The sequence below is a fragment of the Lysinibacillus sp. BS3 genome, assembly GCF_039614735.1.
Classification (GTDB): domain Bacteria; phylum Bacillota; class Bacilli; order Bacillales_A; family Planococcaceae; genus Lysinibacillus; species Lysinibacillus capsici.
In genome coordinates, this window is the sequence record NZ_CP154860.1 from 2173707 (window position 1) to 2196508 (window position 22802).

Annotated in this window: 18 protein-coding genes; 5 read left to right on the top strand and 13 right to left on the bottom strand. The window is 37.7% G+C overall.

Translation table 11 applies throughout. The annotated features are described in order from the left end of the window. Positions 1-24 precede the first annotated feature (24 nt). The 8 genes from AAJG31_RS10870 to speB all read right to left on the bottom strand — a co-directional run bounded on the left by AAJG31_RS10870 (position 25) and on the right by speB (position 8034). Positions 25-1692, bottom strand: coding sequence for an acyl-CoA dehydrogenase family protein (locus AAJG31_RS10870; protein WP_112117310.1), 1668 nt, complete (start codon positions 1690-1692; stop codon positions 25-27). 1 nt (position 1693) lies between these two features. Next, complete coding sequence (locus AAJG31_RS10875; protein ID WP_112117309.1) at positions 1694-3196, bottom strand: long-chain-fatty-acid--CoA ligase; 1503 nt, start codon at positions 3194-3196, stop codon at positions 1694-1696. Then, entirely contained in the window at positions 3189-3578 is a 390-nt protein-coding gene (locus tag AAJG31_RS10880; protein ID WP_279496417.1) for a MerR family transcriptional regulator, read from the bottom strand. The genes AAJG31_RS10875 and AAJG31_RS10880 overlap by 8 nt, the downstream gene beginning before the upstream one ends. Positions 3579-3810: 232 nt before the next feature. Then, positions 3811-5478 carry an arginine--tRNA ligase gene (gene argS, locus AAJG31_RS10885; RefSeq protein ID WP_048393759.1) on the bottom strand — a complete coding sequence of 556 codons (1668 nt, stop codon included), beginning with the start codon at positions 5476-5478 and terminating at the stop codon, positions 3811-3813. Further along, on the bottom strand, positions 5478-5909 hold the full coding sequence (locus AAJG31_RS10890; protein ID WP_048393761.1) for a DUF1934 domain-containing protein: 432 nt from the start codon (positions 5907-5909) through the stop codon (positions 5478-5480). Before AAJG31_RS10890 ends, argS begins: the two co-directional genes overlap by 1 nt. Before the next feature lie 155 nt (positions 5910-6064). Continuing rightward, on the bottom strand, positions 6065-6697 hold the full coding sequence (gene yidC, locus AAJG31_RS10895; RefSeq protein ID WP_115674198.1) for a membrane protein insertase YidC: 633 nt from the start codon (positions 6695-6697) through the stop codon (positions 6065-6067). 24 nt (positions 6698-6721) lie between these two features. After that, the gene (locus tag AAJG31_RS10900) at positions 6722-6997 is read right to left on the bottom strand and encodes a hypothetical protein (RefSeq protein WP_004231520.1); all 276 of its coding nucleotides are present in this window, start codon (positions 6995-6997) and stop codon (positions 6722-6724) included. A gap of 164 nt (positions 6998-7161) precedes the next feature. Next, complete coding sequence (gene speB, locus AAJG31_RS10905) at positions 7162-8034, bottom strand: agmatinase (RefSeq protein ID WP_279493837.1); 873 nt, start codon at positions 8032-8034, stop codon at positions 7162-7164. 300 nt (positions 8035-8334) lie between these two features. Here speB and AAJG31_RS10910 point away from each other — a divergent pair, with 300 nt between their 5' ends. Beyond that, positions 8335-10389 carry a PBP1A family penicillin-binding protein gene (locus tag AAJG31_RS10910; protein ID WP_048393764.1) on the top strand — a complete coding sequence of 685 codons (2055 nt, stop codon included), beginning with the start codon at positions 8335-8337 and terminating at the stop codon, positions 10387-10389. A gap of 354 nt (positions 10390-10743) precedes the next feature. Here AAJG31_RS10910 and AAJG31_RS10915 read toward each other — a convergent pair whose 3' ends face one another. Beyond that, entirely contained in the window at positions 10744-11262 is a 519-nt protein-coding gene (locus AAJG31_RS10915) for a YwhD family protein (RefSeq protein ID WP_004231517.1), read from the bottom strand. 166 nt (positions 11263-11428) lie between these two features. On the opposite strand from AAJG31_RS10915, the gene AAJG31_RS10920 reads away from it, so the two are divergent. Together AAJG31_RS10920 and AAJG31_RS10925 are read left to right on the top strand one after the other, a co-directional pair. Next, a complete protein-coding gene (locus tag AAJG31_RS10920; RefSeq protein ID WP_004231516.1) occupies positions 11429-11614 on the top strand; it encodes a 2-hydroxymuconate tautomerase in 186 nt (61 codons plus the stop codon). Positions 11615-11735: 121 nt separating this feature from the next. Beyond that, entirely contained in the window at positions 11736-12404 is a 669-nt protein-coding gene (locus AAJG31_RS10925) for a class A sortase (protein ID WP_257961631.1), read from the top strand. A 55-nt stretch (positions 12405-12459) separates the two neighbouring features. Here the strand turns inward: AAJG31_RS10925 and AAJG31_RS10930 are convergent, their stop codons facing one another. The 3 genes from AAJG31_RS10930 to AAJG31_RS10940 form a co-directional block, all read right to left on the bottom strand. Then, on the bottom strand, positions 12460-17898 hold the full coding sequence (locus AAJG31_RS10930; protein ID WP_279493830.1) for a collagen binding domain-containing protein: 5439 nt from the start codon (positions 17896-17898) through the stop codon (positions 12460-12462). A 372-nt stretch (positions 17899-18270) separates the two neighbouring features. Continuing rightward, positions 18271-19578, bottom strand: a complete 1308-nt coding sequence (locus AAJG31_RS10935) for an HD domain-containing protein (protein WP_004227654.1) — start codon at positions 19576-19578, stop codon at positions 18271-18273. 202 nt (positions 19579-19780) lie between these two features. Next, positions 19781-20005 carry a DUF1450 domain-containing protein gene (locus AAJG31_RS10940; protein WP_004227652.1) on the bottom strand — a complete coding sequence of 75 codons (225 nt, stop codon included), beginning with the start codon at positions 20003-20005 and terminating at the stop codon, positions 19781-19783. Between the two features lie 235 nt (positions 20006-20240). On the opposite strand from AAJG31_RS10940, the gene AAJG31_RS10945 reads away from it, so the two are divergent. Continuing rightward, positions 20241-20891, top strand: a complete 651-nt coding sequence (locus tag AAJG31_RS10945) for an RsfA family transcriptional regulator (protein WP_004227650.1) — start codon at positions 20241-20243, stop codon at positions 20889-20891. A 36-nt stretch (positions 20892-20927) separates the two neighbouring features. Here AAJG31_RS10945 and AAJG31_RS10950 read toward each other — a convergent pair whose 3' ends face one another. Next, positions 20928-21761 carry a lipoate--protein ligase family protein gene (locus AAJG31_RS10950; RefSeq protein WP_054548577.1) on the bottom strand — a complete coding sequence of 278 codons (834 nt, stop codon included), beginning with the start codon at positions 21759-21761 and terminating at the stop codon, positions 20928-20930. 156 nt (positions 21762-21917) lie between these two features. On the opposite strand from AAJG31_RS10950, the gene hemQ reads away from it, so the two are divergent. Then, on the top strand, positions 21918-22667 hold the full coding sequence (hemQ, locus tag AAJG31_RS10955; protein ID WP_036078203.1) for a hydrogen peroxide-dependent heme synthase: 750 nt from the start codon (positions 21918-21920) through the stop codon (positions 22665-22667). The last annotated feature ends 135 nt before the right edge of the window (positions 22668-22802 follow it).

Below are 22802 nucleotides of genomic sequence, written 5' to 3' on the forward strand. Positions count from 1 at the left end.
CCATTCAAGACGACTCCCCGGCCATTATACAATTTCAGAAAAGTATTGGACTGTTTTCATTTGAGCACCCATTTCTCTTAATGACCATGTCTGTTCTAAATAAACGTCCGCTAGTTTTTCATATTTCCCACCAAATTTATGTGCCCACTCAACCGCTATGACACTTTCATAAAGGTGAGCCATTTTTTCCGCCATACCCTTAGCTTCAAAAGTTTTCGTTGCCTCGTCTAAAGCGCTAAAAATTTGCAGTTTCACAGACATATTCGCCAATTGTTCTTTAACGATTTGTACTAGTGAGCTGTCAGCTAATTTGTCTAATCGTTCCTCCATCTCCTGTACAAACAGTTCATGAGCATGAAACTTATCTACTAAACGAATGAGTTCTAAGGCCAAAATATTAGCCGTACCCTCCCACACCGTTAACACTTGGGCGTCTCTTAATAAGCGGGGCGTTACAAAGTCTTCTATATAGCCATTACCTCCGTGTAATTCAATTGCCTCACTAGCATAATGAACAGCTTGCTCTGCTGTTTCCTTTTTCATAATGGCAATATATAAACGATTCATAATAAGATCTTGCTGAGTTCCCTGTCCACTTGTCACTTTATCGTATAATTGGATAAGATCAAAAACTGTCGCTACTTCCACGTGCAACTTAGCTGCAAATTTCCCTAAAGTATCCTGAATCATAGGGTACTGTGTTAAGGGCTTGCCAAATGCATGTCGATTGCTTACATAATGTTTTGCCTCTAAGAAGCCGCGACGCATAATACCAATTGAAGCGACTGCATTACAAATTCTAGAGAGATTTAGTGCTTCTAGCATATAATAAATCCCTTTATTTTGCTCCCCTACAACATAGGCAAGTGCACCATCAAATTCTACCTCACCAGAGGGAACTGCCCGAACGCCTAGCTTATCTTTCAGTCGGCGAATACGTAAATGATTTGTTGTTCCATCTTCTTTGCGCCAAGGAACTGCAAACAATGTTAAGCCTTTGGAACCTGCTGGCGCACCTTCTAGTCGTGCTAATACCATCGCTACACCACACATGCCCGCATTGGATGCAAAATATTTTTCACCATATAGACGATAAGCAGTGCCATCCTTTCTCGCCTCCACCACATTTGCACCTACGTCAGAGCCCCCTTGACGTTCTGTTAAAAAGGTCGCACCTTCATATAAATCTGTGTCACCTGTTGCACACACATGTGGTAAAAAACGCTGCTTTACCTCTTCATCTGCATAATGATCTAATAGATAGGCAGTTGCCATTGTCAATGTTACTGGACAATAAAAACCGGGCTCTGCATGTGATAGCAAATAACCTTGTGCAAAGCTATAAACATAATTCCCCTTGTGTCCTAGCTGCGGAATATGCTTGTGTACATAGCCTACAATCCCAGTATTATATGTCTCTTCAATCGTTTTTTTATAGCCATCATTAACCCAAACCTCCGATATCTCTTCACCATAGGCATCATATTTTTGAAGGCGAGGCTCACCCTGCCTATCTGTATGTTTTGCCCTCGCATCAATATCACCTGCACATAGCTCACCAAAATCTGTTAACTCTCGTTGGGCATAGGATAAAAACTCTTTATCTAACATCATTTCTACTATTTTTTGAAGCGTGTCATCTTCAGTAAAAAAGTTCGTAGTACGCATTGCTTCTTGTTGTAATACTTTCATGCTATCTCACCTCTTGCCCCTTTAAATTTTGTTTTAATATTTTGCCTGATGCATTGCGTGGTAGCGCTTCTACTTTTTCAAAAATACGTGGTATTTTAAACTTTGCAAGATGCTCCTCTAAATAAGCTTTCAAAGCTTCCTCATGGATGTCTTGTTTAGCAGAATACACCGCCTTTACAGTTTCCCCCCATTGCGGATGTGGTACACCAATTACCGCAACCTCGAATATACCTTCAAAGCTCAATAAACAATCTTCAATTTCTTTCGGATAAATGTTGACACCTCCCGAAATAATGACATCCTTTTTACGATCTACGATCCAAATAAAACCATCTTCATCCTTGCGAGCTAGATCTCCGGTTTTTAACCAACCATCAATAAAGGCTTCATTAGTAGCTACTTCATCCTTATAGTAGCCAAGCATGTTGCCCTCACCCAACAAGACAATTTCCCCTACTTCGCCTACATTTACATCTTCTCCACTGTCATTCACAATACGCAACTCTGTACCAAGTGGCGCCCGCTGACCAATACTTCCTGCCTTTGCTTCATGCTCCTTGCCAAATAATAATGAACCACTTGGACCTGCCTCTGTTAATCCATATACACAAGTCAAATTATTTGTGCGGAATGCCTGCTGAATGAACCGAACCTCACTTTGAGATAACGGTGCCCCACCATAGACCCACCATTTCATAGAAGACAAATCTGCCGAATGTAGCCTTGGCAGTTGTGCCGTTAATAAATAAGCAACAGGTGCACCAAAGAAATGTGTTGTTTTCTCCTTTTCAATGGAATCAATGAATAAATCGGGTGTAAAAGTTGGTGTTAATACATTTGTTGAGCCTACCAATACACCCGCCATTAAAAATAAATGTAATGGTGCAGAGTGTGTTAATGGCATCATAAGCAAAATACGGCTCTCAGGCTTTACCTCCATTTCAACAGCTATCATTTGCGCCACTGTTAAAATATTACGGTAGCTAAATAACACACCCTTTGGTTTTCCTGTCGTGCCAGATGTATATAAAATCGTGGAAGGGTCATCCTCTTGTAACTGACAATCAATTGTTTGTGTACTAGCATTTTGAAGCATTGATTCATACTGATGCCATCCCACTTTTTCTTGACCTGTTTTAATTTTTAACGGAATACCGGCTAGCTGTTCAACTGCTGCAAAAATAACCTCATGTACGACAATTGCCTTCGCCTCTGCATGCTGCGCCACGTACTCTACTTCTTGCAATGTAAACTTCGCATTGACTGGTACAACGATCGCTCCAATACGCTGAATAGCAAAGTAACTGACAACAAACTCTAAAACATTTGGCATAAAAATTAAAACCTTATCCCCCTGCTTTACTCCCTGCTCTAGTAAAGCATGACTAAAACATGTCACCTGCTTATCTAAATCTTGGTAGGTTACTCTTCTGCCATGACAAATAACGGCTTCATTTTTCGGATACTTACGGGCATTACGTGCTAATAAATTGGAACTATTCATCTTGCATCTCTCCCTTTAAAGTCACTAATTTTTCGCTAAACATGCCATGCATTTGTTGTAACTCACGCTTCATCTGCGTCAGCTCAGCTATTTTACTGTCAATCTCTTGAATTTTTTGTTCCCCGTATTCAACCGTTCGCTCTAATTGCTGAATTCCTGAGCGATCAAAATCAAATAGTAGAACCATCTCTTTGATTTCCTCCAACGAAAATCCGTATCGCTTGCCTCTGAAAATAAGCTTGAGTTTCGCCAATTCTTTTTTGGAAAAGGTTCGTTGGTTGGTAGATGAACGATGGGGGCAAAGAAGCCCAAGTTCCTCATAATAACGAATTGTCCGCGTAGACACATTAAACTCCTTTGCTACCTCCTGAATCGTCTTCAAAACCATCTCCCCTTTCCTAATTGGCAACAGTATACCATTGACGTTAACGTAAACTTCAACAAAATTTTCGGAATTAACAGAAAAATAAAGTTTGGGACAGCTAATTTCCCACGTTTTATCTGTTTCTTTTGTCTTTCTATCCAACACATTCGGAACTTTATCTCTCATATTCAGCCTTCTATCCATTAAAAAAAGCCCCTAACACTTTTCATGTTAGGAGCCTAAAGTTTAATTACATTTTTTCAGGTGCAGATACGCCGATTAAGCGTAATGCGTTCGCAATTGTTGTGCGGACAGCCGTAATTAATGCTAAACGAGCCTCTGTTAACTCTTTATTTGAAGCATCTAATACTTTTTCTGCATTATAGAAGCTGTGGAATGCAGCTGCTGTTTCTTGAATATAGTTTGCGATACGGTGCGGTGTGCGGTGTTTCGCTGCTTCCGCTACCACTTTCGGGAAATCACCAATCTTTTTCAGTAAATCAATTTCCTTTTCTGCTGTTAACAAATTGAGATGTTCTGTTGTAGCAGCAAAGCCTTGTTCATTTGCTGAACGTAAAATAGATGAAATACGTGCATGCGCATATTGTGCATAGTACACAGGGTTTTCATTAGATTGTGATACTGCAAGGTCAAGATCAAAGTCCATATGAGAATCGCCAGCTGTTTTTACAAAGAAGTAACGAACTGCGTCAAGACCAACCTCTTCTACAAGCTCACGCATAGTTACTGCATTCCCTGTACGCTTAGACATTTTGAATTTTTCTCCGTTTTTATAAAGCTGAACCATTTGAATAACTTCCACTTCTAACGTATCTCGATCATAACCAAGTGCTTGAATCGCTGCTTTCATACGTGGAATATATCCGTGATGATCAGCTCCCCAAATATTGATTAATTTATCGAAGCCACGGACAATTTTGTCTTCGTGATAGGCAATATCTGGTGTTAAATATGTGAATGACCCATCATTTTTAATTAGCACACGATCTTTATCATCACCAAATGTTGTAGAGCGGAACCAAGTAGCACCATCCTCTTCAAACACATGTCCATTAGCTTTTAATTTATCTAAAGCTACTTCGATTTTCCCGTTTTCATATAGAGACGTTTCAGAATACCAGACATCAAAATTTACACGGAAGTTTGCTAGGTCTGTTTTTAATTTATCTAATTCTAAAGCTAAACCGTGCTGACGGAAGAAGGCAAAACGCTCATCATCTGATTTTGCTAAAATTGCATCCCCATGCTCTTTTGCTAATTTACCCGCAATATCAATAATATCTTGCCCATGATAGCCGTCTTCTGGCATTTCAGCTTCCATTCCTAATGCTTGTTTATAACGAGCTTCTAATGAATAAGCTAAGTTATTAATTTGATTACCTGCATCATTAATATAATATTCACGAGAGACACTGTAACCAGCCATATCCAACACATTACATAAGGAATCACCAACAGAAGCACCACGAGCATGTCCTAGGTGAAGATCTCCAGTAGGATTTGCTGAAACGAACTCCACTTGAATCTTTTCCCCAGCACCTGCATTTGAGCGGCCATAGTCCGTACCTTGCTCAAGCACCTGTGTCACTACCTCTGTTAGGAAATCTTTACGCACTGTGATATTCATGAAGCCTGGGCCAGCAATATCAATCTTTTCAATATCAGTGCCTGATGGATCAAGATTTTCTAAAATAGCTTCGGCGATAGCACGTGGTGGCTTTTTAGCTAACTTCGTTAATTGCATCGCAATGTTTGTTGCATAGTCACCATTTGCTTTATCCTTTGGTGTTTCTAGGTGAATCGATAATTCTGTGCCAGCCTCAACTAGACCAGCTTTTTCAACAGCCTGCACGATCGCTGCTTTAATAGCCTGTTGTACTTGTTCTACTGCGTTCATCATTGTACCTCCGTAAATGTAATATCTAATGTATAGTTGCCAACGGATTGCCCACCCATTAGTAAATCGTACTGTACATGGAAATCTCCGCTTGTTGCCAGTTTTGTAAACGTCATATTTTTCGTATCAATCACGAGTGGCATAGAACCGAACTCACTTTCATAATGCCCTTTTTGTTGTTCGATTATGTTCAGCGGTAATCGCATATTAACCGCTCCAGCACGCATAATTAGTGCCTTCTCATGACCTAACTTCATCGTTGTGCGGACGATTTTATCCTCCTGCACCTCATCATATTTCAAATACAAGCTTCCTGCCTTTTCAAGTAGCTGCCCTTTGAGCCACATTTCATAACTTTCGGACTCCCCATCACTTGGACGAATGGTAGAAATGAGCTTTATGTTCACATGCGATCTTACTTCGTTCGCCATAACGGATGCCCCTTTTTAGTCTTTTACTATAACCTTTTTATTATAGGATGAATACTTATGGTTTTTCAAGATAGAAGTGATGTAAAGCTCCTCAACAAGTTTATTCGAGAAAATAAAAACCCTCTCCTTCCATAACGGAAAGAGAGGATTTCATTTTATCTATACCATTTTCTTATAATCAATTGTTGAACTATTAACAATAAAGCACTAACAGTCCAATAGATCGGGATAATCGCTGGATTGAACAGACTAAAAATGAGGATCATGAGAGGATTAATAAATACCATTATCTTCATATTTAATGGTTGACTTTTCTCTAGGGCTATACAACTTTGAATGAAATAAATCAAACAAGCAATCATCGAAACCCCAATATCAATCGTCCCTAAATTCATCCAAAGGAAATTTTCACTGGCAATCACTGAATCTAGCTTAATCGCGTAGTACAGTGAAAATAATATCGGTAATTGAATAATGATTGGTAAACAACCTAGTAAAGAGCTTTTCAATGAATCTGAAGTTAGCTCTTGGATTTGTTGCTGTACCATTCTTTTTTCAGATTCGCTTTGACTATTCTTATATTTATCTGTAAGCGCATCTAATTCAGGCTTAATGGTAGTCATTAATTCTTTTGAGTGCTTTTGGTGTTTTGCCGATCGAATAAATAACGGCATAAGAATTAATCTGACTGCAATCGTAATACCAATGACACTAAGTGCGTAGCTACCTGTAAAAGAATGGATGAAATGAATGAGGGTAATAATAGGTTGTGCTAAAAATGTTAACAATGGTTGTCCTCCTAGTTTTAAAGTTTAAATCAAACTAGGAGATACACTTTCTTCCTCATTGTCTTCGGACATTCTAATACACAGAACAAACCACGTTAGCATAGGTGGAGTCCAAGTATTCGTGATAGTATAGTCAACTTCAAACTCCTCGTCCTTCACATCTTGAACGGTTATTTTATTGACGAGATACAGATGCAAATGAACACTTAATACAGTTAAAACCAAAGATGCTAATAGCCAAAAGTATTCCATTGTACTGACAAAAATGAATAAATCATTCATGAGAAGTGACCAAATCATAATACTCCTCCTTCCTTTATTTAAATTGAAGAAACATACATTTTACCTAACTTATCTACGCTACAAAGTAAAATAAGTTTCAATTTTATGCTAAGGCTCATTCCTCATTTCAAAAATATAAAATGGGGCTTGCTCATAGCTAAACCCCATTCAACCAATCTTATTTATTTTACCCAGCCTAATATCATTTCACGTAATAATTTTGAAGCTGTGTTTGCTGTCATTTCTGAAGAATCGTAGATCGGTGCTACTTCAACTAGGTCGAAACCTACTACATTTACACCACTTGCTGCAATAGCATGGATGGAAGTGAGTAATTCTTTCGAAGTAATACCACCACAGTCTACTGTACCAGTGCCTGGTGCGTGTGCTGGATCTAAAACATCGATATCAATTGTTACATACACATTGCGTCCAGCTAGTGTTGGTAGGACCTCTTTTAACGGTTCAAGTACTTCAAATTTTGAAATGTGCATGCCGTTTTCCTTTGCCCATTCAAATTCCTCTTTCATACCTGAACGAATTCCAAATGAATAGACATTTTTAGGTCCTATATGTTCCGCAATTTTACGGATTGGTGTAGAGTGCGAAAGTGGCTCTCCCTCATATTCCACACGTAAATCTGTATGTGCATCAAAGTGAAAAATAGCAAGATCATCATATTTAGCTGATACAGCCTTCATTACTGGCCAAGACACTAGATGCTCGCCACCCATGCCGACAGGAATCTTGCCATCCGCTAATAATTTCTCTATAAATTTCTCAATTTCATCTAAAGAACGCTGTGCATTACCGAATGGTAGTGGAATATCCCCTGCATCAAAGTACTTTACTTCCTCAAGCTCACGATCTAGATATGGACTGTACTCTTCAAGACCAATGGATACCTCACGGATACGCTGTGGACCGAAACGTGATCCTGGACGGTAACTTACTGTCCAATCCATTGGCATACCATAAATTACTGCCTGTGCATCGTCATATGTAGGATGACTTTTTATAAAAACATTTCCTGAATAAGCTTCATCAAATCTCATTGCTAGCCCTCCATATAATTAATCATCATTTTTCGTCTTCTTCTATTATGGCTTACAGGATTGTAATGAAACCTGTATCCTTTTATCCTCGTATACATTATTGGAACGTCTAGCAAATTTCGATTAAAATCTACAAGGTGCGATTTTTTGTCGAATGCCAGCATTTCAAGTAGTACAAAAAAAGTATAGATGTTTTTGAATAAAGTGCAATAGTTTTTAGTTAGAATTTCGATTAAAGATGAATGTTCGAACACATACTAAAGCTAAGTTCGAAGTTGTGAGAAAACGAGGTGAAGTCGGATGAAACGAAAAAGCTATCATCGAAAGCAACAACGTGTAAAGCGCACACGCAAAAGTCTTACGTTATTCGTGGCCTTTACATCTGCAATTGTCGTAGCGTTTGTCGCACTCCGCATCTATGTTCAAGTGGCTGGTGCACCGCCTTTAACCGTACCAAAGGCTTCTATTTTCTTAGATGAAAATGAGAACCAAATTGGGGATCACTTTACAAATCAACGACGATATTGGGTCGGCCTCGATGAGATGTCACCTTATTTAAAGGAAGCAGTTGTTGCTGTTGAAGATAAAGATTTCTATCAACATGGCGGTTTCGACTATTCACGTATTGCTGGTGCCATTTTAGTGGACATTAAGGCTGGCGGTAAGGTTCAAGGAGCTAGTACCATTACGCAACAATATGCTCGTAACCTTTATCTTTCCCATGAAAAGTCTTGGACACGTAAATTAAACGAAGCCCTGTATGCTTATAGATTAGAAGTTTTTTATGACAAGGACGAAATACTAGAGGGCTATTTGAATACGGTATATTACGGTCATGGCATGTATGGAGTAGAAGCTGCAAGTCGTTTTTATTTCGGAAAATCTGCCAGTGATTTAACGCTTGCTGAAGCAGCAATGCTAACAGGCGTACCAAAAGGACCAAGTATTTACTCACCAATTGCCAATTTAGATAAGGCTACCAATCGTCAACACGTTATTTTAAAACTTATGGCAGACCAAGGTGCCATTACACAAGAAGAAAAAACGCGTGCTGAAAATGAACAGCTCGTCTTAAAAAATGATAGCTGGGTTGCAACCAAATCTGTTGCCCCTTATTTCTTGGATGTGGCTTGGCAAGAAGCCAGTGAAATCTTAAAATCAAAAAACCTTGATATTAGTGAAGGTGGCTGGACGATTCAAACAACGCTTAATCTGGAGCATCAAAAAGCAGCTGAAGAAGCAGTAGCCAAAAATATGCCTGCCAATGATCTGCAATCTGCGTTTGTAAGTATGGAATCTAAAACAGGAGCTGTCACTGCACTAGTCGGTGGTCGTGATTATTCAGTAAGCTCATTTAACCGAGTTACACAAGCCAAACGTCAACCAGGCTCTACTATTAAGCCGATCTTATATGCAGCGGCGCTAGAAAATGGTTACACGCCACTAACTTTTTTAGATGTTGGTGAAACAACTTTTACGTATGATAATGGGCGTGGCACTTATGCACCTAAAAACGTCAACGGTCAATTTGCAGATCATGATATGACAATGGCACAAGCTATTGCTATCTCAGATAATATTTACGCAGTAAAAACCTTAGAGGACATTGGCTTCAAAGAGTTTCATGATATGGCAAACCGTTTTAATGTAGGAATTGGTGCGAAGGATAATTTATCCATTGCACTAGGAACGATTGAAACGACATTATACGAAATGACAAATGCATATAATATTTTGGCGTCGCAAGGACAGCAAACAACACCAACAACCATTGTATCCATTAAAAATGCACATGGAGATGTTATTTATGAAAACAAAGATGTAGCAAGCAAAGCTGAAACAGCCATTTCTAAAGAAAATGCATACATCTTAACAGAAATGATGACAGGTATTTTTGATCCTGTTTTCAGTGACTATTCACCCGCTACAGGAATCAGTATTCGTTCACGTATGACACACACATATGCTGCTAAATCAGGTTCTACGAATAGTGATCAATGGTTAATTGGTTTTACTCCAAAACTAACTGCTGGTGTATGGAATGGCTATGATCAGGGTAAAAACCTTACCACGAAGGAAGATACTGCTGCAACAAAGCAAATCTGGATTGACTTTATGGAAACTGTCAACAAAGGTACAAAAAATGAGGATTTCAAAAAACCTAAAGGTGTAGAGGGCGTTGTCATTGATATTGAAACAGGTAAATTAGCGACTGACGCTTGTCCTAAACAACGTCTAGTCTATGTAGAGTCGAAGGATGTACCTACTGAAAAATGTACAAACTTCGATATTCTCGACAGTAATACATGGGGAGAATTTTGGAATATGCTACCATTCTCTATATTTAAGGACTAAAAACAAGATAATTTCGGAAACCTTTTTAATCCTAATACGTTTTTAGCTATGAAGGCTCTCGACAAAGTAACTGATATACTAAAAATAAGAAAAGCTTTCTCTTCCCCGGAGACGTGTCCGTGGGAACAGAAAGCTTTTCTTTTTTTATGGTCCGCGAAGTATGAGCATCATGGGGCATTTGGCTTGGGTTTGGGTTGTTCAAATGCCGCATAGCGCTCATCACATTCGCGATACCAAGTGTCCTAGCTTACTAAAATGTAAGCTCTGCATCAAGTGTACTTTGTTTCAAACACACTTTCAACCTAATATCGAAAGCGATTGCAAAATGTCACAGATTGTTCAATCATTACAAGTCTATTCGACAAATAAGTCTTGACGCAATTGCTCCTCACTACGTTCCCACAATTCTGGATTAAGTTGTTTAAGGAAAGAAGCTAACACTTTTTTAGACGGTGCATCCATATGCTCTACAATAATATGACGTTTCATGGATTTATCCATTTTATTTACATGATCAGCTAGAATTTTATAGCCACGTCGTTTTTCACGATTTACAACCATCTCACAGGCTGTAACTCCTGCATAATATGGCCCATTTTCTTTATGGTCTATCGTCACCCACACGAGCCAATACGGTTTCCCGCCCTCTGAATCAGCACGGTCCATTGTAAATTTAATACCACGCTCTACGTCACTTCTTGCATGCATGGCACCAATTTCAACAGAAGCCGTCCCCTCTTCTACGTCCACTATTACAGGCGATACATTCTCTAATGAAAGTGAACCGATACCAAACCCTTTATGTCCATCTGTTGGATCGTTTTTTATAATGGTAAAACCCATTTTTTGTTTTGGTTTTTCTTCATTTGTCATACTTAAATATCCTCCATTCTGCTATTATAAAGGAAAGCATATCAACGCATATTTTATCGAAACAATCACTATTTTCGCCATTGCGTATATGCCTCAACGCAAGTAAGAAGTTTATACTTTCTTATAAACTAACTATACAACATTATTCTATAAAGGAGGCAATATTATGCCATACGTAACAGTGAAAATGCTTGAAGGTCGTACAGAGGAACAAAAACGTGCTCTTGTAAAAGAAGTAACAGAAGCAGTATCTCGCACAGTTAATGCACCTGCAGAAAATGTAACAGTTTTTATTGAAGAAATGTCTAAAAACCATTACGGCGTTGCAGGCGTTCGTTTTAGCGACAAATAGTAGTAAGATGGATAGAGCAAGCATCTTAACGCTCTATCCATTTTTTTAAAATGGTCATAAGTTAACCATCTTTTGCTGGAATAAAACCTTCTATTTCAAAAACAAGGATGTGATCTACGACATGAATAAACTGAAGATAATATTGCTCATCACTATGCTCGTCCTTGGCCTAATACTTGTATTTATCAGCCCCATTCAAAATGCGATCATTGCCCATTTAAGCCATCAATTAAATACTACTGAAATCAGTGTAGAAGAGATTGAAAAGAATAATCAGGTTAATGCAGATTATGTATTTGAGGATGTACAATCGCTGTCCATAGCGGAGGTATTAAAGGCTCAAACAAAGGCCAATAAAATGCCCATAATTGGTAGTATCGCCATACCAAGTGTTGACATGCAACTTCCGATTGTCAAAGGTGTTGGAAATGCTGCACTTGCCGTAGGGGCAGGTACCATGAAACCAAATCAAAGCCTCGGGCAGGGAAATTACGCCTTAGCAGGACATTATTTTGAAGAAAAGGATATCTTATTTAGTCCTCTATATAAAGCAAGTATAGGAGATACAGTCTATGTAACGGATTTAACCAATATTTATGAATATCAATTAGCTTCTAAAAAAGTCATCGCGGCAACAGATATTTATGTAATCGATGATATTCCAAATAAAACTGTTTTAACACTCATTACATGTGCTGATAATGGATCAAAGCGTCTTGCCATACAAGCTGATTTTGTTCAACAATATCCATTTGATAAAGCACCTGAAAAGCTATCAGAAGCATTTTAGAAATAGGTGAAGCCCCTAAGATTTAAGAGTCTTAGGGGCTTCTTCTTTTAAGTAATTATTTAACTTCAGCGTTGCGGCGACGTAAGAAGTATAATGCACCAAGAATAAGTGCTACTCCAATCAGCATTAGTGCTGTTTGATCGGCACCATCTGTCTGAGGTAATTTACCTTGTGCTTTTAATTGAGCTTCTAATCGTTTTGCATCCGATTTAATTTTGTTAATATCAAGTGATTCTGCAACAGCTTCCTGTTCCTCTTTAGTTAATTGACTATATTTATTCAAGAAATCCTTATAAGCATCTAATGTATCTTTTGTAGCTTTAGTTGGATTATAAGGCGGTAAGTTTTTCCCTTGATCAATGACACCTTGAACAGAAGGTTTAGATCCCTCAGTTTTTCCAGGATTGGCCGAATTATTTGAATCTGTATTTGGTTTGTTTGGTTCTACAGGATTCTCTGGATCTGGATTTGGTTTATTCGGATCCACCGGTTTTTCTGGATCTGGATTTGGTTTGTTCGGATCCACCGGTTTTTCTGGATCTGGATTTGGTTTGTTCGGATCCACTGGTTTCTCTGGATCTGGATTTGGTTTGTTGGGATCCACTGGTTTCTCTGGATCTGGATTCGGTTTGTTCGGATCCACTGGTTTCTCTGGATCTGGATTCGGTTTGTTCGGATCCACTGGTTTTTCTGGGTCTGGATCTGGATTTCCTGGATTAGTTGTAGGAGGTGTTACTGGTAGACTTGGCTGAATTTTAGCCTCGCATGTATTACCCACGATAACTGTACCAATAATTGTCTTACCATTCTCCCTTACAATATACTTACCTGGCTTAATAATTGAATTATTGATCGTAATTTGACCCTTACTATCTGTTATAAACTCTGTTGAACCATTATCTTCAACCTGTATACCATCTTCACCTGTTATTGTTACTTTTACGCCTACACGTGGTTGACCAAACATATTGTTAATTGTCAATGTAAAGGCTGGACAAACTGGTGCAATTGATAATGTAATTTCACAAGGAACACTCGCATAAGAAACTTCTATCTCACCTAAGTAAATATTTTTATCATATACATCATATTTACCCGCAGGAGTTGTTTTAGATACAAATGTTAAATTTCCATCTTTATCCTTATTTGTTGAGATTACTTTTCCAGATTTATCTTTAATAATGACATCGTTACCTGGCTTGATGATGCCAGTATTATCTTTGATTATTACTGTGAAGTTTTCACATTTTGGTGTTGGTTGAACGCTCGCTTTACAATCGATATTGCTTTCAAACTCATCAATTTCTTCTCCATCAACTACAACTGTGTAAACACCTGGCTCTAAATCACTTAATTCAATTACACCGTCTTTTGTAGTTTTTGTAGCTATAATGTTACCTGTATCTTTATTTTTAACCGTTACTGAAGTACCATCTGCAACTAAATTACCATCAACATCATAGACAGTTAATTCAAACGTTTCACATTTTGGTGCTAACTGTACTTCACTTTGGCAATTATCATTGTGATACGTAACATTTACTTCACCTAAATACTGGGTACCCTCATATAGCTTATATTTTCCTGCTGGAGTTGTTTTATCAATGATGAATTGACCATCACTATTTGTTGTGCCAGTAGCTATAACAGTATTACTTAGATCTTTAAGTGTAACTGATACATTTGGACGTGGATTTCCATTCTCATTTTTTACAGTAATTTTAAAGTTAGGACATGAATTTGTAGGTTGGACTGTATCTTGACATTCTCCAGTACCATATTTAACGGTAACAGTACCTAAAGGAATGTCATTTTCGTCCACTAATGTATACACGCCTGCTTGGACTTCTTTACCACCTGTACCAGGTCGCTTAATATCTGATACTTGCCCCGCAGCATTTGTTGTGCCCGTGTATTTTGCATTGCCGTTGCTATCAATTAATTTAATATTTTTATTAGCAATAGCATTACCATCAATATCTTTCACTGTTAATGTGAATGCTGGACAGGCATTTGTTAAATTAACATCCTCAATGTTATCAATAACATATGCTTTCCCATCCACACCTGGAGTAATATCTATATTTGCTCCCATTGTAATCGTGATTGGCGCAATCGCAATATAGCCCCCTGGTGATTCCTCTCTTAACGTATACTTTCCGTAACGCACTTGTTCAAATGTCAATGTACCATCTGCATCTGTTGTTCCTTCATCAAGTTTGATTGTGTTATTTTTATTCCATAATTCAAACTTAACACCAGCAAACTGTTCACGTTTACCTGTTAAAGGATTTACTTTATATTTTTTTAATTGCAATGTACCCTTAACACCTGATGCACTTGTATCAGATGAGCTATATTTAAATGTTTTGCTATCGCCACCGTGGTCACTTGTACCTGCAGCTGTTGCTCCAGCGTAACCAATAGAGGCACTATTAGAAATTGTTTCACCCGCGTTACCATCCCCCATAAAGAATGTGGAATACGTAACAACATAACCTTTGCCATTTAATTCTCCCAAATTAAGACTAAAACTACCATCTTGATTTAGGACAATTTCGCTAGCATCCACAGTAATAGGGGATCCTATATTTTGAGAAGTCCCATTTGCATTTAGTTTAATCTCTTGTTTCTTGAACGTATTTGTTAATATTTTTTGGTTACTTGATGGTTTGTCTGTTAATGTAATATTTCCTAATTTTGAATTAGAAGCATTTACTGTAACTGCCCAATTAATAATATCGCTGGCTGGAACAGGTGTCGCTGTTTTTTTAATTAACTCATTTGCAAGATTACTAATTTTTGCTGTTGCATTATAATTATAGCTTCCATTGTGTGGAGTATCTAGAGTCGCTGTATTTGTGTAATCTCTTGGAGCATTAGTTGAGTTTTGACCATAAATATCGTCAGCATCTTTTGTTTTGTATTCAATTAAATACGCTTCGTTGTTATCAGTAATTGGATCTAGGTTAATAAACGTAATTTCAAAACCTGTAACCTTGTTATCTGTTAGTGTTTCTGTAACAGTCCATTTAGCAGGATCTAATGTACCATTTTTTGTTCCCTCTTCTGTTGTTAAGTTTAGCTTAGATATGGTAATTTGATCTTTTAATGTTTGACCATCTGGAACAGGAATATAATGACCCGCACCTAATGTATCTGTTAAGGTAGCACTGTTTATATCTTGTTTATTGATATTAACCCCAATACGCCAAGAAAACTCTTGTGTCTGGTTATCTACGACAACTTTTTTGTAGCCATTATTGTTTGTTGGAGAAGTAGAATCTGGCGTATAATTAGCAGTTCTATCTAATGCTTGGTTATGAGAATCTATTGCGCCATCCCATGTTGCATCAGCCGTATTAATATACGCGGTTGCTACACCTCCGTTTGGCTTAATATCGTACTTTGTTTTGTATCGAATAGTAACTGTGCGGTCTTTTGGAATGTCACTTGAAAATTCCATTTTAAAACCTTCGTTGCCTATAGTTGGGGCACTCCCCCCCTTATCTGTAATCGTGTACGTTAAACCATTTGCACCAGTAACCTCATAGAAGTCAGTACCGTTCCATGGTGTTAAAGTGTGTTTTAACGTTTCTCCAGCTTTATTTGTGGTTGTAAAGTCATCTTCTATTACAAAGTTTTTCAAATCTTTCTCAGCATTAATGGTTAAAGTCCATGTAATTGTTTTGTTTACATAGTCAATTGCCCCGCGTGCTTTATTAAAGATGTTTGAAGCCAGGTCTAGAGTTGCTGTGTCTGAACCACTATCTCCTCTTGTTACAGTATTTGTAATCGTGCCCGTATTTGCATCTGTAACAAATTCATCTTCCAGCTCTGTATCATAGACAACTTTAAACGCTGATGTCACCTCACCAGCTGGACCTGTAGTATTTGTTGAATGATCAAAGTTGATTATAAAATTATAATTATTTTGTGAATCGAAGCTATAATCTTGACCTTCACTTAACAGAATTGAAGATTGCTCCGTTTGACCGTCATTCGATAAAGTTACACGATATACTTCAAAACTACTGTAATCAATTTTATGCTTACCAGTTGTTGGCGACGAGCCTGTTAGTGTATCTGTTAGTTTCGCTTTATCAGCAGGTATTTTTTGACCTAGCCAGTTATACTTGATTGTCCATGTCGAATTATATTTATCGCCACTTCTTGTTTTATCTAAGCTCGGTCCATATTGTACAGTTTGTGTTCCATTGGCTGTTGTGTTAGCAGGAATATTTGTCCCTGTCAAAGTAGCTACGTTTGTATAGGACATACTTGATGCAGTTGGATCTGCTGTTACAACAGTGTTATATGTTACTTTGTATGCATAGTATCCATCTGTCAATGAAATAGGGAATGAGGTTTCAATGTTTGTATCGTCTACAGCACCTGGGCTATTTGAATTAAACCCATTCAATCCTATTTTGTATCGCTCAACTGTAATATTTCCAGCCAGCTCATGCTTTATATCTGGTACATCATTCAAACTTGCACTTTCAAGTTTTTGCCCACCAGTATTCACCCAAACTGTCCAGGGAATCGTTACTTCACCACTTGCGTCTCGTGTAATAGAACCAGCATTTTTAGTTAGTAATTCCCCACTATCTGTAGGTGCAAATTCAAAGTCTAGTTGAACATCTGCTCCTCCAAGCACAGGGATTATTAATGATTGTTCAAGTTCACTTTCATCAGCAAAGTTATCAAATTTCGCCATAAACTCAAAGTTCATACTACCTGATTGTCCTTGTTCTAATTCACTATCTATTGTGACTGTTACTGTTTTTGTAGCACTGTTATAGCTTGACGAATAGGCTAACCAATCACCAGTCTCTGTTAATGTTCTTGATTGATTAAAAGAACCTGCTGTGTACTCTTCAATCATATTGGCAGGTAATTGGAATGTGAACGTAGAACCTATTCCATAATCAATTGTTGGATCCAAAGAGAATGTGTAGTTTAGATATACTACATCACCCTTTTTAGGTTTTGGCCCTGAATAATTTGCTAAATCTGTAGCATTTGTAATTAATGCTCCACCTTGTGAAAAGAGCTTTAAGCCACTAAATGACATCATCACATCTGCTTGCATATTTTCAACAGGGTAACCTACTGGCGCACCTAATGGCATTATTAACTGTGGCTGGTTTTCTAGCTGCTCTTCTTGTTGTTCTTCTGGCTGTCCTTCTTGCTGTTCTTCTGGTTGCTCTTCTTGTTGTTCTTCTGGCTGCTCTTCTTGCTGTCCTTCTGTTTGCTCTTCTGATTTTGTTTCATCTTCTGGAGTTGTCACTTCAGCAGCATCTTCACTTGGTATTTCACTTGTAGTATTTTGGTTTCCTACTTCTCCATCAGAATCAATCACAGTATTTTCGCTAGATTCATTTTGAGGAGTCACAGGTGGTTGACTCTCGTCGGCAAACACTGAAATTGGTGAAAGTACTGTTTGAAATACAAGTAGCAATATAATTATCGCTATGTTTAATTTTTTCATGTTTCTCTCCTTTTTTAGTTAGAGAGATACCTGATACTGTTTGCTACAAAGATTGATCCTTTCAGTTTTAGGAAAGGAATGAACAAACAATAGGTCACTCTCTCTTTCCTTTAATTTTTATGGAAACATCTCAAATAAAAATCAACCATTATCTTAATATAGGTCATTAGAATCACTCAAATATGTTTCCACATATCTTCACGGCACTTTTGTATCACAACAATCAATTTGCACCACCTCCATTTCAAAATTATTGATTAATTATATCTAATTCAACTTAACAGTTTCTAAACAATTATCTAAAAATAATAAAGCAGTAAACAACATCCCATTGGAACGTGTTTACTGCTTTATTATTTTTAAAATTTATATTTATTTATTGTCTTTCCTTAATAACATTAATATTTGTTTTTTTACAGTTGAGTTTGTTGAATCGTCCTCTAAGAAATCTAATGGGAAATAGATTTTATGATCTCGTTTCATACGCCCTGAGATAGCATCCACAATAATGGATTCACGTGAAAGCTCCCGTAGCTCACCATTTTTCATTTCTAAAAAAATTGGTACACGCACTTCTTCCTCTCCTGGTCTGTAAAAATCATATGGCAGATCTGCTGTTGTATCATGTACAAGATAATAATCGGGGTCTAATCCTGCCTTTTTGAAAAGCTCTTGGAGTTTTTGATATTTATTGAGCTCTACTCCAGGGTCTAAATCAATGTATTGAAATAGCTTACGATTCACAAAGCGGCGGCTTAAATCACTTAGAATGGCATCCTCCTCTTGCATCCATAACTGAAAATATGTAAAAAGTATACTCTCGTCTAACGCAAGATAATCCTCTAATGTAATAACATTTCGGAAAAATGCTAGGAAATGAGTAGGCTCATGCTTAAATGTATAGCCCGCTAAGCTTAATTGTTTTACTCTTTTTAATATATTATTTAAAATTACCTCTGCACTTCGTGAAACAGGATGGAAATAAATTTGTAAGTACATTTGATAGCGACTCATTATATAGTCTTCCACCGCATGCATGCCTGTTGCTTTGATTACTACTTGGTTTTTTCTTGGACGCATTACTCTTAAAATCCGTTCCATATCAAAATGACCGTAGCTTACACCTGTAAAATAAGCATCACGTTGTAAGTAATCCATACGATCTGCATCAATTTGGCTCGAAATTAAACTAATTACTTGCTTATTTGGATATGTCTTTTCAATTACTTGGGATACCTTTTCAGGAAAATCAGCTGCCACTTTTTTTAAGATCGCATTTACTTCCGTATCTCCCAACAAAATCTGCCTTGTAAAATATTCATGATCAAGCTCAAATACATTTTCAAAGGCATGGGAAAATGGGCCATGACCTAAATCATGTAAAAGGGCTGCACATAACACTAATAATCTTTCACTTTCATCCCAATCTGGACGCCCTACAAAGATATCATCTACTATGCGACGTACAATTTCGTAAACCCCCAGAGAATGACTAAAGCGACTATGCTCTGCTCCATGAAATACTAAAAATGTGGTACCTAGTTGACGAATTCTACGTAAACGCTGAAATTCTCTTGTACCCACTAAATCCCATATCACTTGATCTCGAACATGTACATAACGGTGTACTGGATCTTTAAATACCTTTTCTTCTTCTAATTTAGCGTTTGCATATGTCATTTGGATAGCACCCCCATTTTGTTATAGTTCTATTATATGCGATAAATCTAGGACTAGCATACTTATTGCCATTTTTCTATAGATATTAACAACCTATTTCGATTACCTTTATCATTATTTTTATATTTATATTGGTCTAATTTCTCAACATATAAAAAAAGCAAAACAAAAACTATCCCCCAAGTAGAGATAGCTTTTAGTTTTACTTTTTTAATTTTGCTAAAACCTTTTCCATTAGTTCATCTTCTGTTAATGCAGCAACAGGTCGGCTATTTACAAAGGTAAATGTCTTTTTGCGTCCTGGACCACAGTAAGAATGACAGCCAATTTCGATGGTTGCATCAGGATCGATTTCCTTTAATTTTGGAATTAACGTTTTTAAGTTAACGGCCTGACATTCATCGCAAACTTTAAATTCGTTTGCCATTTTGTCAACAACCCTTTCTATATAGTATTTTTCAAACATAATCTCGCTTTATTGCACACATGACCTTCACATATTTAAGTATGCAGCATGTGCGCAAACCTACATCGGGTATTGTATCGTACTTTTCCCCTTCTATTCAAGCATAATTCCTTCTACATAGATGAATAAAAGGTTAAAAGATTGGTCATGCTAGTCTTAAATAACAAGTTCCAGATAAAGGTGGGAGGATTTTAATATGAGTAAAGTAAGACAAGATGCTTGGTTAAAAGAAAACGATGAATTACTAGCAGAGGCTGTAATCCGTCATGTAACAGAAGGAAGCACACAGCTTAATGCCTTTGAGGAAGCAGGCGATGCATTAAATCGTACTGCGGCAGCCTGTGGTTTTCGTTGGAATGCCGTTGTTCGTAAAGAATACGAGGAACAATTAGCAGAAGCTAAAAAGGAAAGAAAAGAGAGAATGCGAGTGTTGGGAGCGCCAGCAAGACGCCGTGCTTCTAGTATGTTTACCGTAAATAATAGTGCTGCAGAAGGAAAATCAATTCCGCTATCTGCCCTTTCTCTTGATATTGTCATAGCTTATTTACTACGTTTACAGCATTCTGGTGAAGTAGGAAATGAATCTTCAAAATGGCGACAACTTGTACATGTAACATCTGAGAAAAATAAAAAACTAGAGAAAACCATTACAAAACTAGAAGAGGAAAATCGAGCGATTCGCAAAGATTACGAGCAATTTGTTCAAATTATGAATCGTGCTAGACGTCTTGTTACGCTTGATGAAGAGGAAGAGCGAATTGCACCTGTTTTTAAAATGGAGAAGAACGGAAATCTTGTAACTAGCAGTTCTATTTATCAACCAGAAAATGGCGATGCGCTAAATTAGCCGCATCGCTTTTTCTGTTTCATATAATCAACTAGCTTACTTACGTTCAAGCATTTTGGTGTTGCGCTCAAAAACCCGCTGTAAATAAAAACCATACAACGTTAATTCTTCGTCGTAAAAGGACTGTGGACGTACTTCCTCGGCCCACTGATTAAGTAGTTGCTGTAGACGAATAACAACCGCTTCTACTGTTAAATGAGGGTCTATAAGCTCCGATAGCGAAGCCATGACTTCTGGCACGATTTGAGGGTAAGCGAATTTTGTTTCCTCTTGTTGCAAGCTCTCTTCATAAAAGTCACGGATAAGTGCCGCGCGTTGTGAGCCACTCCCCTCAATACATAAATAAATTTGCACTGCCACCCCTTGACGTAAGCGTCTTTGTGAAATACCAGCAAATTTTTTCCCATCAATACTTAAATCATAAGAACCTGGGCAATAAGAGCCCACTATTTCATAAGCCTCAATTTTTTCAGCTACTTCTGGGAACAATCCCTTCACAAGGTCCACCATCACATCATAGCCATCGTTTATACTGAGCGACTCTTTTTGTTCAGACAATACAATGGAAATATTAAGAATCCCTTCATCTAGCACAACCGCTAGTCCACCAGAATTACGAACAATAGGATGATAGCCTCTAGATTCTAGTAATTCCATACCTTGCTGAACATAAGGTAACCGATGGTCTTGAATACCTAGCACAACAGATGCCTCATGAACCCATGTACGAATTGTTGGAGGAGACATCAATTGGCCAACTAATTGGCACAATGTATCGTCCGTCGCAAAAGATTCAAGCGGTGATCTTTGCTTCGCACTAATGGATTGATCATAATAACGCCAAATTGGCTGTTGTAAAATATGTTTCATTTTGGTACTCCTCTTATTACATCTCTTCTCTTTAGAATACATGATCTTTAGATGGTGTCAAATTCGTGAATTACTATCATGAACTTAGGGTTTTTGTACAAACTATGATAAACTAATTTTTGAATGGTATTCACTTATAAAGGAGTGTTTTCAATAATGAATGAAGCAGCAATTACGTTAGATGGTTGGTACGCTTTACATGATTTCCGCTCAATCGACTGGGCATCTTGGAAACTTGTTTCTGCAGAGGAACGTCAAGCAGCAGTAGAGGAATTTATTGCTTATTTAGAAAAACTGAACGAAGCAGACGTAGCTAAAACAGGTGCTCATGCTTTTTATGCAATCGTTGGTCAAAAAGCAGACTTTATGATTATGACATTACGTGAAACGATGGACGAGTTACAAGAGCTTGAAGCGGAATTCAATAAATTAGCTATTGCAGATTTTACAATTCCTACATACTCTTATGTATCTGTTGTAGAGCTTTCAAACTATCTAGCTGGCGAATCAAATGAAGATCCTTACCAAAATCCACATGTACGTGCGCGTCTATATCCTGAGCTTCCGCGTGCTAAATATGTATGCTTCTATCCAATGGATAAACGCCGTCAAGGGAACGATAACTGGTACATGCTATCAATGGATGAGCGTAAATCATTAATGCGTTCTCACGGGATGATTGGTCGCGGCTATGCTGGTAAAGTAAAACAAATTATCACTGGCTCTGTAGGCTTCGATGATCACGAATGGGGCGTAACTTTATTTGCTGATGACGTACTACAATTCAAAAAACTAGTATATGAAATGCGCTTTGACGAAGTGTCAGCTCGCTATGGCGAGTTCGGGGAATTCTTCGTCGGCAACCTACTTGATAAAGAAAAATTGGTTAAATTCTTAACTGTTTAATATCTAATTAAAAATGCGAGTCCATATTGACGGACTCGCATTTTTAAATTTCGTTTTCTTCTGCATTCTCGGATTCGAATATTAAAATAATAATATGAATAAAAATCCCAGTTAGAATCATAAGAAAAACTAAAT

Coding starts and splice junctions, on each gene's coding strand:
- AAJG31_RS10870 (WP_112117310.1), bottom strand. CDS start 1,692: ATGAAAGTATTACAACAAGAAGCAATGCGTACTACGAACTTTTTTACT.
- AAJG31_RS10875 (WP_112117309.1), bottom strand. CDS start 3,196: ATGAATAGTTCCAATTTATTAGCACGTAATGCCCGTAAGTATCCGAAA.
- argS (WP_048393759.1), bottom strand. CDS start 5,478: ATGAACGCAGTAGAACAAGTACAACAGGCTATTAAAGCAGCGATCGTG.
- AAJG31_RS10890 (WP_048393761.1), bottom strand. CDS start 5,909: ATGGCGAACGAAGTAAGATCGCATGTGAACATAAAGCTCATTTCTACC.
- AAJG31_RS10900 (WP_004231520.1), bottom strand. CDS start 6,997: ATGATTTGGTCACTTCTCATGAATGATTTATTCATTTTTGTCAGTACA.
- speB (WP_279493837.1), bottom strand. CDS start 8,034: ATGAGATTTGATGAAGCTTATTCAGGAAATGTTTTTATAAAAAGTCAT.
- AAJG31_RS10910 (WP_048393764.1), top strand. CDS start 8,335: ATGAAACGAAAAAGCTATCATCGAAAGCAACAACGTGTAAAGCGCACA.
- AAJG31_RS10915 (WP_004231517.1), bottom strand. CDS start 11,262: ATGACAAATGAAGAAAAACCAAAACAAAAAATGGGTTTTACCATTATA.
- AAJG31_RS10920 (WP_004231516.1), top strand. CDS start 11,429: ATGCCATACGTAACAGTGAAAATGCTTGAAGGTCGTACAGAGGAACAA.
- AAJG31_RS10925 (WP_257961631.1), top strand. CDS start 11,736: ATGAATAAACTGAAGATAATATTGCTCATCACTATGCTCGTCCTTGGC.
- AAJG31_RS10930 (WP_279493830.1), bottom strand. CDS start 17,898: ATGAAAAAATTAAACATAGCGATAATTATATTGCTACTTGTATTTCAA.
- AAJG31_RS10935 (WP_004227654.1), bottom strand. CDS start 19,578: ATGACATATGCAAACGCTAAATTAGAAGAAGAAAAGGTATTTAAAGAT.
- AAJG31_RS10940 (WP_004227652.1), bottom strand. CDS start 20,005: ATGGCAAACGAATTTAAAGTTTGCGATGAATGTCAGGCCGTTAACTTA.
- AAJG31_RS10945 (WP_004227650.1), top strand. CDS start 20,241: ATGAGTAAAGTAAGACAAGATGCTTGGTTAAAAGAAAACGATGAATTA.
- AAJG31_RS10950 (WP_054548577.1), bottom strand. CDS start 21,761: ATGAAACATATTTTACAACAGCCAATTTGGCGTTATTATGATCAATCC.
- hemQ (WP_036078203.1), top strand. CDS start 21,918: ATGAATGAAGCAGCAATTACGTTAGATGGTTGGTACGCTTTACATGAT.